The following is a 12,485-nucleotide window of genomic DNA, read 5'->3' on the forward strand; positions in this document are numbered from 1 at the left end:
TTCTAATTCTATGCGAATATAAAATAAATTTAGATTGAATAAAAATAATAAAATGTTAAAGTAAAAAGTTATACTTTTTTTAATATCATTTTAATATGATAACTAAATAATTAGCCTTAACTTTTACATATCAAAAAATAACCTAAAAAACGAACAGAAAATGGAAAATACTTTTTGCGAAATCTCGCTCGAACAAAGAACTCTTCCACTTGAAGGCGGATTTAATTGCAGAGATTTAGGTGGAATAATTAACACAAAAAATGAAGTCATTAGAAAAGGATTGTTAATTCGATCTGATGATTTAGCAAATTTGACAGATGATGACTTGGAGATTTTAAACGATTTTCCAATTCGAACAATTATTGATTTACGCACGACTTACGAACGTTTAAAAAATCAAGATCACATTCCAAATAGTTGTAATCACGAAGTTCATTTGGATATTTCTTCTGGACATTTCGAAAATTTAGTGAAACAATTCAAAGCTGGAATTTCAAATCCGAAAGAATTTATGTGCAAAATTTACGAGGATTTTGTTTTAGATAAGACGTGTCAAACGCAATACAAAAGCTTTTTTGATATTATTCAACACAAAAATAGAACGCCAATTTTATTTCATTGTACAGCTGGAAAAGATCGAACTGGATTTGCAACAGCAATGATTTTATCTGCTTTGAAAGTCGATTTAGATACAATTATGGATGATTATTTGGCTTCTAATATCTTTTTGGAACAAAAATATGCTCACATCTTAAAAATCGATCCAAATTATAAATATCTAATTGATGTTTTACCTGAATATTTAGAAAGTTCTTATGAAGCGATTAATAAGAATTTTGGTTCAGTCGAAAATTATTTAACTGATATTTTAAAGGTTGATTTAGATTTGATGAAAGATTTATACATAAAAAAATAAGCGATCAATTGATCGCTTTATTTTTTATCTAAAATTTCATTCGTTGAATTCGTACCGCATTCAAAATTGCTAATAAAGCAACCCCAACATCAGCAAAAACAGCTTCCCACATATTGGCGATTCCTTCTGCACCAAGGAAAAGCACGATAATTTTAACGCCCATTGCTAAAATGATATTCTGAATCACAATCTTTTTTGTTTCACGACCAATTTTTATCGCCGTTGCAATTTTAGAAGGTTGATCGGTTTGGATTACAACATCTGCAGTTTCTATCGCAGCATCGCTTCCAAGTCCACCCATCGCAATTCCGACATCAGAAAGCGCTAGAACAGGCGCATCATTGATTCCATCACCTACGAAAGCCACCACTTGATTTTGATCTTTTTTCAATGCTTCAACTTTCTCTACTTTTCCTTCTGGTAACAATCCACCAAAAGCTTCATCAACACCAACTTCTTTTGCAACTTTTTGCGTAATGGTATTTTTATCTCCACTCAACATAATCGTTTTCGAAACACCTAAAGCTTTCATTTTCTGAATTGCTTGTTGCGCATCTTCCTTGATTTTATCAGCAATTGTAATATATCCTGCATATTTTTCATCAACTGCAACCACCACAATACTTTCTACAATATCATGAATTTCTTGTGGATATTGAATCGAGAAATGATCTAATAATTTAGTATTTCCAGCTAAAACTATTTTTCCATCAACTTTTCCTTTCAAACCTTTTCCAGAAATTTCTTCCACTTCTATCGCTTTCAATTCTGAAGGATGACTTGCCACAATCGCTTTCGCAATTGGATGCGTAGATTGCTTTTCTAAAGCCGAAACAAGATTTAAAAAATCGTTTTCAGGAAGATTAGTTTCAATTTTTTGAACTTCGAAAACCCCTTCCGTCATTGTTCCTGTTTTATCCATCACAACTGTGTTTACTTTCGCCATTAAATCTAAAAAGTTAGAACCTTTTACTAAAATTCCGTTGCGTGAAGCTGCCCCAATTCCTCCGAAATAACCCAATGGAACCGAAATTACTAATGCACAAGGACAAGAAACAACCAAGAAAACTAAACCTCTGTATAACCAATCATTAAAATCGTAATTATCAACAAAGAAATAAGGAATAATCACCAAAGCAGCCGCTAAAAAGAAAACAATTGGCGTATATATTTTTGCAAATTTTCGGATAAATAATTCAGTTGGAGCTTTGCGAGAAGCTGCATCTTGAACCATTTGTAAAATTTTTGCAATCGAACTATCTTCAAATTTTTTAGTCGTTTGAATTTCGATTACATTTTCAAGATTTAACATTCCTGCCAAAGCAGTTTCTCCAGTTTTATACGTTGAAGGTTTACTTTCTCCTGTCAAAGCCGCAGTATTAAAACTTCCTTTATCTGAAATCATAATTCCATCTAACGGAACTTTTTCCCCAACTTTTACCTGAATTGTTTCTCCAATTGCCACATCTTGTGGTTTTATTGTTTCGAAATTACCATTTCGTAAAACATGCGCTGTATCTGGACGAACATCTAATAAGGCTTTAATATTTCCTTTTGCCTTATTAACCGCCGCTTCCTGAAACATTTCGCCAATTGTATAAAACAACATTACCGCTACACCTTCTGGATATTCGCCAATAATGAAAGCACCTAAAGTCGCAATTCCCATCAACGAAAATTCATTGAAGAAATCTATTTTTTTTGCTAATTTAAACGCTTCTCCCCAAACAGGAAATGCTACTAAAATATAAGAAATGCCAAACCATATCAAACGAATAGTTTGATTATCAACAAACCAAGTTGGTTTTAAAACATATTGAACAAAAATTCCGGCAAAGAAAATAGCTAAACTGGCACCTAATAAAATTTTACTATTATTGTGTTCGTGGTCATGACCTTCGTGATTATGATCATGAGTATCTTTATGTTTGTCATTTGACGTACTACAACAAGCTTTAGACATAATTCAAAAATTTATATTTCAAAATTATAAAGTTATTGCTGCAATCTGGTTGCAAAGTTTAGGATTTACATTGATCGCAAATTCCTTTCAGAATAAATGAAGATTGTTCCGCCTTGAAATTTTTGGGTAGATTGATTTCTGGCACATGAATATTTCGCAAACAAAACGTTTGATTACAATTATTACAATGAAAATGAGCATGTGTAAATTCGGGCGTACATTTGCAACTCGACTCGCAAAGCGCATATTTTATAGAGCCCGTTCCGTCCTCGATTGAATGAATTAATTTATTTTCTTCGAAAGTTTTTAAGGTTCTATAAATTGTTACTCGATCTGCCTGATCCATTTCAATTTCTAAATCAGCCAAGCTCAGCGCAACTTCTGCATTCATCAATTTATCCAAGACCAACAATCTCATCGCAGTCGGATTAATAGAACGATTTTGTAATGTTTTGTTTAAAATTTCTGTTTGCATTTTCTTTAATTTCGAATATAAAGTTACGAAAAAAGAGGCAAATCGTATTGATTTACCTCTTTATATAAGTTTAAAAATTATCTTATTTAATCATAATCTCATCAACAAAAATATAGGATTTTCCTTGAAAAGGTTCTGCTAAATGACCTTTCGGGAAAGCACCATAATTTGTCGCTTTTACATTGATATAACGTGCTTTTTCTGCTTTGAACTGAACTTTCCATGAATCAGAAAACACATTATTATCAAATGCATCAACTTGTTTTTCTAACATTCCAACCAATTTAAAATTCTGATTATCTTTCGATGTATAGACTTCTAATTTTGTAGGTAAGACAATCCAAGAACGAGAATCTTGCAAGAAATTCATGACAACCGAAGAAACGGATTTCGTTTTTTTCATGTCAACAATTGCATCAAAATTTTGATCATATCCACCTGCATGATATTGCGGTGTGTAGGTAGAATTCAACTGAATTGTATAATCATTTGGTTTCTTAGTAAATGTTCCAGAAATTGTTTTACTTTTCTTTCCATTCACTTCCACAAAAGAAGAAATTGTAGTTGTTTCTTTGATTGAAATTGGTTTTTTATAGATTTCTGCTTTTTTACCATTCACAGAAACATAGATTTTCGCATTTGGTTCAGAAGATTTTACTTCAACATTCATTTTATTTTGAAATGATCTGTCTTCAGCAACCAAAACTGGAATTGTTACAATTTTTTCACTTTCAGAAATAGGTTTAATCTCTCTATCTTTCAAAAATTCAAATCCTAAAAATTGATTTTCTTTGTAATTATTTTTCGTGATTATACGCTTCGTTCCATCTTCTAGATTAATCGTGATTTCATCAAAATACGGCTCAACAGTCGTCCACATTCCCGAACCTGGCGTAACGCTATAAATTCCCATCGAAGCCAAAACGTACCACGCGCTCATCTGCCCACAATCTTCATTTCCAATCAATCCATCTGGCGAGTTTTTGTAATGTTCATTCAAAATTTTATGAACCAATTCTTTTGTTTTTTTTGGCTTATCAATGTAATTGTACAAAAAAGCCACGTGATGACTCGGCTCATTTCCTTGCGCATATTGCCCGATAAGTCCCGTAACATCCACTTGCTCCCGACCTGTTGTTTCTGATGGTGCATTAAATAATTCATCTAATTTTGCATCAAAACCATCTTTTCCACCATAAAAATCAATCATTCCATTAATATCTTGCGGTGCAAAAAACGTGTATTGACAACCATTCGCCTCTGTGTAATTATTGTTTACTTCACGCGGATCAAAAGGTTTTAGCCAACCTCCATTTTTCTTTGGCTGAATAAATTTTGTCTCATGATTGAATAAATTTTTCCAATATTGAGAACGTTCGATAAAGTAATTATAATCGTCGTGTTTATTTAAAATCAATGCCATTTGCGCAATACACCAATCATCGTACGCATATTCTAATGTTTTAGAAACTGATTCGTGTTCATCGTCAATCGAAATAAATCCGTTTTGTTTGTAAGCTTTCAATCCCAAATGATCTAACATTGCCGAATGTTTTGCTGCTTCATAAGCTTTCTCATAATCAAAGCCTTTGAAACCTTTTACCATTGCATCAGCAATCACAGAAACCGAGTGATAACCAATCATACAATCGGTTTCGTTACTCGCTAATTCCCAAACAGGTAAACGTCCACCTTGTTCGTAATGCTTGATAAATGTGTTAATAAAATCAATCGTTCTTCTCTTCTCAATCAAGGTATACAAAGGATGCGCAGCACGAAAAGTATCCCAAAGTGAAAAAACCGAATAATAATCGAAATTATTTGCCAAATGAATTTGATCGTCCATTCCACGATAATTTCCATTCAAATCTTGCGAAATATTTGGTTGCATCATCGTGTGATACATCGCTGTATAAAAAATAGTTAGTTTATTCTTATCTGAAGATTTCACTTCAATCTTCGATAATTCTTTGTCCCAAGCCTTTTCAGCAGCGGCTTTCGTTTTAGAAAAATCAAAAGTTGTTAATTCTTTGCTATTAACATCCGTTCCATTATATCCAGTTGTAGATAAGGTCACTTTTACCATAATCTTCTCACCTTTCTTTACTTTTTTACCAAAAGCCAAGGCAATTTCATTTCCTTTAAATGTTTTAGATATTATATTTCCGTCTTTTGAAGCAGTTAATTTCAATGGAACATTAAATTCTATCTTGGCAAAAATCTTTTGATTCTTCGCCCATTCTTCCGAATTTCTGTAAACATAAAGTGTTTTAGCGTCTACAATTTTCACTTCTCCGTCAACTAATTTATCACGATGATTAAGATCTAAAATGATATTTGCGTCACCAGCTTTATTAAAAGTATATTCATGCAAACCAACGTGAGTTGTTGCCGTTAATCGAACATTGACATTATATTTATCTAACAAAACTTGATAATATCCTGCTGTTGCTTTTTCATTTTTATGCGAAAATTTAGAACCATAATCAGTCTGATTAAATCCTTTCTGATTAAGCGTTGGCATCAACATAATGTCACCATAATCAGAAACTCCTGTTCCATTTAGATGTGTATGTGAAAAACCATAAATAAAATCATCAGAATAATGATAACCACCACAACCATCCCAACTTCCATCAATTCGAGTATCTGGAGAAAGTTGAACCATTCCGAATGGTAAAGTCGCTCCAGGAAATGTATGTCCATGTCCACCTGTTCCAATAAACGGATTAACATATTGTGCATAATTATTTTTCTGAGCAAAAATTAATGATGAAAACATCATCAGAATAAATGATAGTAAAGTTGATCTCATTAGTTTTTAGTGTTTTGATTGACAGAAATTCTGTTATACAATAATATGGATTATATTTGTTTTAACACAATTTAGAAATCGATTAACACATGAGTAATAGAAGAAATTTCATAAAAAATCTTGGAGCTTTAGGCTTACTTTTAGGTACAACAAAACTTGATCTTAATGCGCAAACTACATCTAAAAGATCAACTACTTCAACAAAAATCAATAAACCAATTGTTCTTTCTACTTGGCGTTTTGGAATTGAAGCTAATGCCGAAGCTTGGAAAGTTTTAGGTAATAATGGAACAGCTTTAGATGCTGTAGAGCAAGGCGTAAAATTGGTCGAAGCTGATCCAAATGAACGAAGTGTTGGTTATGGTGGACGTCCTGATCGCGATGGAAAAGTAACTTTAGATGCATGTATTATGGACGATCAAGCAAATATTGGTTCTGTTGCTAGTTTAGAGTATATCAAACATCCAATTTCTGTTGCGCGAAAGGTAATGGAAGATACACCACACGTGATGTTAGTTGGAAATGGTGCACTTCAATTTGCGTTGGAAAAAGGCTTCAAAAAAGAGAATTTATTAACTGATGTTTCCGAAAAAGAGTGGAAAGAATGGTTGAAAGATACTAATTATCAGATGCCTATCAATATCGAAAATCATGATACAATTGGAATGATTGCCTTAGATTCCTATGGAAATCTTTCTGGAGCTTGTACTACGAGCGGAATGGCGTACAAAATGCACGGACGTGTTGGTGATTCACCAATTATCGGCGCAGGTTTATATGTTGATAACGAAATTGGTGCAGCAACCGCTACTGGTCATGGTGAAGAAGTGATTCGTATTGCGGGAAGTCATTTGGTTGTGGAGTTGATGCGTCAAGGTTATTCGCCAGAAAATGCATGTAAGGAGGCTGTTCATCGAATCATTAAATTAACAAAATCGCGTAAAAAAGATTTATCGGCGATTCAAGTTGGTTTTATTGCAATTAACAAACAAGGCGAATATGGTTCATATTGTATTCATCCTGGCTTTAACTTTGCGGTTTATGATGAAACTGGAAATCGTTTAATTGACGGAAAATCTATTACAAAATGAAAAAAATAGAAATTGCTTGCTTTAATTTAGAATCAGCTTTAGTTGCAGCAAAATCAAATGCAGATAGAATCGAGTTATGTGCTGATGTTTCAACAGGCGGAATTACACCTAGTTTTGAAGATATCAAAACATTAAGAAAAGAAACAGATAAAGAAATTATGGTGATGATTCGCCCTCGTGATGGAGACTTTTGTTATTCTGATGAAGAATTTGAACAAATGAAATCTGAAATCATCATGATTAAAAATTTTAGAATTGATGGTTTTGTTTTTGGAATTTTGAATGAAGACAACGAAATCGATTTTGAACGAAATCATGAATTAATTGAACTTGCAAAACCTTTTCCTTGTACTTTTCATCGCGCTTTTGACAGAACTTCTGATGCCGAAAATTCACTTCAAATCGTGATTGATTTAGGATTCAAAACTATTTTAACTTCTGGTTTAGATAGTAATGTTGATGATGGAAAACGTGAATTAAAAAACCTTGTTAAAAAAGCAGAAAATCAAATTACAATTATGCCAGGAGGTGGTTTGCGCTCAACAAATATTGAAGAAATTGATTCATATACAAACGCTACTTACTTTCATTCATCAGCGATGATTGATAATTCTGGAATTGCTAATTTAGAAGAAATCAATCATTTAAAAAGTTTGATTAATTCTGAAAAATAAAAATAGTAACTTTGGCTTATGCTTTGGAAAAATATAATTGGACAACAGGAGATTAAAAACAAGCTTCAACAATCTATAAAAGATGGTCGTATAAGTCATGCTCAGCTTTTTTCTGGTCCAGAAGGTTCGGGAACTTTGGCTTTGGCAATTGCTTATGCACGTGAGGTTTTGTGTGGTTTGAATAACGAACAATGCAATCTGAAAGTTGATAAATTACAACATCCCGATTTACATTTTTCTTTTCCTTATTCAGCAACAGAAAGTGTAAAAAAGCCACTTGCTAAGTATTTATTAAACGATTGGCGAACTTTTGTAGACGAAAATGTCTATGGAAATTTAACGGATTGGATGTCTCATCTTGGAATTGAGAAAAAACAAGGCGTTATTCCTGTTGATGAAGCGGATGAAATCGTCAAAACATTAGCGCTAAATAGTTACGAAGGAGGCTATAAAATCATGATTATTTGGCAAGCTGAGGAAATGACAACTGCAGCTGCGAATAAATTGTTGAAAATAATTGAAGAACCGCCTCAAAAAACACTTTTTTTATTGGTAACAGAACGCGAGGATTTAATTTTACAAACCATTATTTCTCGTTGTCAATTAGTAAAAATCCCACGTTTATCACAATCGGATGTAAAGAACTATTTGGTTGAGAAGAAAAATATTAATCCAGAAAAAGCGCAACATATTGCTTTTCTATCGCAAGGAAATGTACGAGAAGCATTGCATCAATTAAATGATGATGAGTATTTATTTGATAAATATTTTGTGACTTGGGTTCGAAAAGCGTTTATGGCAGCCAAAACTCCAACCGTTTTAAAGGATTTGATTGATTGGTCGAATCAAATTGCAAGTTGGTCGAGAAGTGAACAAAAAGATTTTTTAAATTATTGTTCCGAGATTTTTCGTCAAGCTTTATTAAAAACGTATCAATCTGATGATTTAGTTTTCTTGCAAATTAATGCAGAAGGTTTTAAATGGCAAGGTTTTGCACCTTTTATACATGGAGCAAATATCGAAGATATTTTAAATGAAATTAATGAAGCATCGTATCATATTGAGCGAAATGGTAATTCTAAAATTATACTTTTAGATTTATCTATCAAGTTAACTCGCTATTTACATCGCAAAACAGCATAAAAAAAACCACTTATCTAACAAGTGGTTTCTTTATATGATTTGAATGTTATTTCAAATTATTTTGCTGGAGCTACTTCTTTAGCTGCACCTTCAACTTCAGTTGCTGCTGAATCAACTTTAGCTGCTGCTGAGTCAACTACTGCTGCTGCTGAATCAACTACTGCTGCTGCTGAATCAACTGTTACTGCTGCTGAATCAACGTTAGCTGGTGCTTCTTCTGCTTTTTTCTCACCACAAGATACTGCTCCTAAAGATAAAGCTGCTACTGCAACTACTGCGAAAAATTTTTTCATTGTTTTATTGTTTTATTGTTTTAATTATTAATAATTTTCGATTAATTTTCTTTGACAAATGTATTTCGAAACGTAAACAACAGCATGTAAAATCAATGTAATATAATTGTATTAATCAATTCTCAATAAATAAAATTTAAAAAATTGATTTTAAATATATTATAAATTATTTTACAATTTTTGAATATTTTTTGTAAAAAACATTGTGTTAATTATTTATCTAATGAAGACAGTTAAATTTAAAAATTAATTGATTTTGATTAATTTTTGATCCTAAATCATTTAATCTTTATTTAAAAAAATTAATTATTTATACATTTGTATAAATTTAATAAAAGTATGCTAGTAGTTTCTTACATTCAAGAAAACAAAGATCGTGTAATTGAAGGACTTAAAAAACGTAACTTCAAACAATTAGATCTTGTTGATGAAGTTTTAAATGTGGATGAACTTCGTCGTAAAACACAATTTGAATTAGATAATGTATTAGCTGAATCCAACAAATTAGCAAAAGAAATTGGTAATTTGTTTAAAGATGGAAGATCGGAAGAGGCTAATGAATTAAAAATCAAAACGGTTGATTTAAAAACTCAATCAAAAGAGTTACAAGATTTATTATCGTCTTACGAAACCTCCGTTAAAGATATTTTGTATCAAATCCCGAATATTCCGAACGAAATCGTAAAAGCAGGAAAAGATGCTGATGATAATGAAATCGTTTTTGAACACGGAGATGCAACTGCAAAACCAAACAATTTGCCACACTGGGAAGTTGCTAAGAAATTTGACATCATTGATTTTGAATTAGGTGTTAAAATTACTGGTGCTGGTTTCCCTGTTTACAAAGGAAAAGGTGCTCGTTTGCAACGTGCTTTAACACAATTTTTCTTAGATAAAAATTCTGATGCTGGCTATACAGAAATTGTTCCTCCTTTCGTTGTGAATGAGGCTTCTGGTTATGGAACTGGACAGTTACCAGACAAAGAAGGACAAATGTATTATATTGGAGAAGATGATTTGTACTTGATTCCTACTGCGGAAGTTCCTGTGACGAATATTTACCGTGATACAATTGTAAAAGCAGAAGATTTACCAATTACGTTGACTGCATATTCACCATGTTTCCGTCGTGAAGCGGGTTCTTATGGAAAAGATGTTAGAGGATTGAATCGTTTACACCAATTTGAAAAAGTTGAGATTGTACGTATCGAAAAACCAGAAAATTCTTACGCTGCTTTAGAAGGAATGATTGAGCACGTAAAAGGAATTTTAGAAAATTTAGAATTGCCATACCGTATTTTAAGACTTTGTGGTGGTGATACAGGATTTACATCTGCAATTACATACGATTTTGAAGTTTTCTCTGAGGCGCAAGAAAAATGGTTAGAAGTTTCTTCTGTTTCTAATTTTGAGACTTTCCAAGCAAATCGTTTGAAATTACGTTACAAAGATGAAAACGGAACTCAATTAGCACATAGTTTAAATGGTTCTGCTTTGGCTTTACCACGTATTTTAGCCTCAATTTTAGAGAATCACCAACAAGCTGATGGAACAGTAAAAATTCCGAAAGCATTGCAACCTTATACTCGTTTTGAGATTTTAGATTAATTAATAATCTTTCAGATAAATAAAAAGCTCGAGAATTCTCGAGCTTTTTTTATGTTATTAAAACTGAAACTAAATCAAATACTTCAATTCTTCTTTCAAACTATCTTCCCAAGTCGGAATATTAAATTGATACACTTCTTTTATTTTTGATTTATCCAATAAACTATACGCAGGACGCTTCGCTTTTGTTGGATAAGCTGAAGTAGGAACAGGATTAATTTCGATTGTCGAATTAGAAAATTCTTTAATCTTTTGTGCAAATCCAAACCAAGAACATTCTCCTTCATTCGAATAATTAAAAATTCCATACGTTAAATCATCTTTCGAAATAATCGTTAAGATTGCATCAGCCAAATCTATTGCATTTGTTGGCGAACCAATTTGATCTGCCACAACAGATATTGAATCTTTGTCATTAAACAACCTAAGCATCGTTTTAACGAAGTTATTTCCAAATCGAGAATAAACCCAAGCTGTACGTAAAATAATCGTTTTAGGATTGTTTTCTAATGCTAAATTCTCTCCATCTAATTTTGTTTGACCATACACCCCTATAGGATTTGTTTGATCAGTTTCTAAACGAGGTTGAGCTTCAGTCCCATCAAACACATAATCTGTCGAAACGTGAATAAAAGGAATTCCTTTTTGATTCGTGATTTTTGCTAAAAATTCTGTTGCTTTTGCGTTTACTAAATAAGCATTCTCTTGATCATCTTCAGCTTTATCAACCGCTGTATAAGCTGCACAATTGACAACAAAATCGAATGATTTATCTTCGAAATAATGATTAATTAATTCTTCATTCGTAATATCTAATTCATTTCGAGTGACAAAAAAACATTCAATTTCCTTGTAGTTTTTTGATTGCTCTAAAATCGATTGACCTAACTGACCATTCGCTCCGGTAACTAAAATTCTTTTCATATATAAAAAAAGCCACTAAAATAGTGGCTTGAAGGTATTATTAATATCTTAAAATTATAATCCTAATTCTTTTTTAACGTCATTTAATAAGTCGTATCCTCCAGCTTTGTAAACTAAAACACCTGCAGGTAAAACATATTTAACTCCTTTTTTTGCAGCAGCAGCATTAATTGCATCCATTACTCTTTTCTCGATTGGATCCATTAAAGCTTTCTCTTTTGCTTGCATTTCATCTTGAGCAGCTTTTGCATACGTTTCGTATTTCTTTTGCATTTCTTGCTCTTTCTCTTGGTATTTGTTCGCTGCAATTAATTTTTGAGCCTCTTCTTGAGATTTACCAGCTAAATCTTTTTGAGCAGTTTCCATAAAAGTTTTATAGTCTGCTTGTAATTTTGCGATAGCATCTTCGTGTTTTTTACCTAATGCTTGTAAATCAGCCTCTGCTTTTTTGTAAGCTGGCATTGATTCAATTACTGCTTGCGTATCAATATGTGCAATTTCTTGAGCGAAAGATAAAACGCTTCCGAAAACCATCATTGTAAATACTGCTATCAATCTAATTTGTTTCATTTCTAGTCTAATT

General features: G+C 32.3%; 11 protein-coding genes. 6 read left to right on the forward strand and 5 right to left on the reverse strand.

Features of this window, described 5'->3' with window-relative positions:
• The first annotated feature begins 160 nt into the window (after positions 1 to 160).
• Positions 161 to 916 (forward strand): tyrosine-protein phosphatase, encoded by a 756-nt coding sequence (locus tag HXZ69_RS06885; RefSeq protein ID WP_114998358.1) that lies wholly within the window; start codon positions 161 to 163, stop codon positions 914 to 916.
• Between the two features lie 28 nt (positions 917 to 944).
• Here HXZ69_RS06885 and HXZ69_RS06890 read toward each other — a convergent pair whose 3' ends face one another.
• The 3 genes from HXZ69_RS06890 to HXZ69_RS06900 all read right to left on the reverse strand — a co-directional run bounded on the left by HXZ69_RS06890 (position 945) and on the right by HXZ69_RS06900 (position 6,169).
• On the reverse strand, positions 945 to 2,879 hold the full coding sequence (locus HXZ69_RS06890; RefSeq protein ID WP_286495453.1) for a heavy metal translocating P-type ATPase: 1,935 nt from the start codon (positions 2,877 to 2,879) through the stop codon (positions 945 to 947).
• A 58-nt stretch (positions 2,880 to 2,937) separates the two neighbouring features.
• Positions 2,938 to 3,354, reverse strand: a complete 417-nt coding sequence (locus tag HXZ69_RS06895; protein ID WP_286495454.1) for a Fur family transcriptional regulator — start codon at positions 3,352 to 3,354, stop codon at positions 2,938 to 2,940.
• An 82-nt stretch (positions 3,355 to 3,436) separates the two neighbouring features.
• Positions 3,437 to 6,169: a GH92 family glycosyl hydrolase gene (locus HXZ69_RS06900; RefSeq protein ID WP_286495456.1), complete on the reverse strand. Its 2,733-nt coding sequence runs from the start codon at positions 6,167 to 6,169 to the stop codon at positions 3,437 to 3,439.
• Between the two features lie 89 nt (positions 6,170 to 6,258).
• Here HXZ69_RS06900 and HXZ69_RS06905 point away from each other — a divergent pair, with 89 nt between their 5' ends.
• The 5 genes from HXZ69_RS06905 (at position 6,259) to serS (ending at position 10,978) form a co-directional block, all read left to right on the forward strand.
• Positions 6,259 to 7,260: an isoaspartyl peptidase/L-asparaginase family protein gene (locus tag HXZ69_RS06905; RefSeq protein WP_114998363.1), complete on the forward strand. Its 1,002-nt coding sequence runs from the start codon at positions 6,259 to 6,261 to the stop codon at positions 7,258 to 7,260.
• Positions 7,257 to 7,934 carry a copper homeostasis protein CutC gene (locus HXZ69_RS06910; RefSeq protein WP_286495458.1) on the forward strand — a complete coding sequence of 226 codons (678 nt, stop codon included), beginning with the start codon at positions 7,257 to 7,259 and terminating at the stop codon, positions 7,932 to 7,934. Before HXZ69_RS06905 ends, HXZ69_RS06910 begins: the two co-directional genes overlap by 4 nt.
• 18 nt (positions 7,935 to 7,952) lie before the next feature.
• Complete coding sequence (locus HXZ69_RS06915; protein ID WP_286495459.1) at positions 7,953 to 9,077, forward strand: DNA polymerase III subunit; 1,125 nt, start codon at positions 7,953 to 7,955, stop codon at positions 9,075 to 9,077.
• Between the two features lie 21 nt (positions 9,078 to 9,098).
• Positions 9,099 to 9,401, forward strand: coding sequence for a hypothetical protein (locus HXZ69_RS06920; RefSeq protein WP_286495461.1), 303 nt, complete (start codon positions 9,099 to 9,101; stop codon positions 9,399 to 9,401).
• Positions 9,402 to 9,709: 308 nt separating this feature from the next.
• Positions 9,710 to 10,978 carry a serine--tRNA ligase gene (gene serS, locus HXZ69_RS06925; RefSeq protein ID WP_225539597.1) on the forward strand — a complete coding sequence of 423 codons (1,269 nt, stop codon included), beginning with the start codon at positions 9,710 to 9,712 and terminating at the stop codon, positions 10,976 to 10,978.
• A 69-nt stretch (positions 10,979 to 11,047) separates the two neighbouring features.
• On the opposite strand, the gene rfbD is transcribed toward serS, so the two are convergent.
• Together rfbD and HXZ69_RS06935 are read right to left on the reverse strand one after the other, a co-directional pair.
• A complete protein-coding gene (rfbD, locus tag HXZ69_RS06930) occupies positions 11,048 to 11,902 on the reverse strand; it encodes a dTDP-4-dehydrorhamnose reductase (RefSeq protein WP_286495462.1) in 855 nt (284 codons plus the stop codon).
• 54 nt (positions 11,903 to 11,956) lie between these two features.
• A complete protein-coding gene (locus HXZ69_RS06935; RefSeq protein WP_114998374.1) occupies positions 11,957 to 12,472 on the reverse strand; it encodes an OmpH/Skp family outer membrane protein in 516 nt (171 codons plus the stop codon).
• Positions 12,473 to 12,485: the final 13 nt, after the last annotated feature.

Source organism: Empedobacter sp. R132-2, assembly GCF_030324375.1.
GTDB lineage: Bacteria > Bacteroidota > Bacteroidia > Flavobacteriales > Weeksellaceae > Empedobacter > Empedobacter falsenii_B.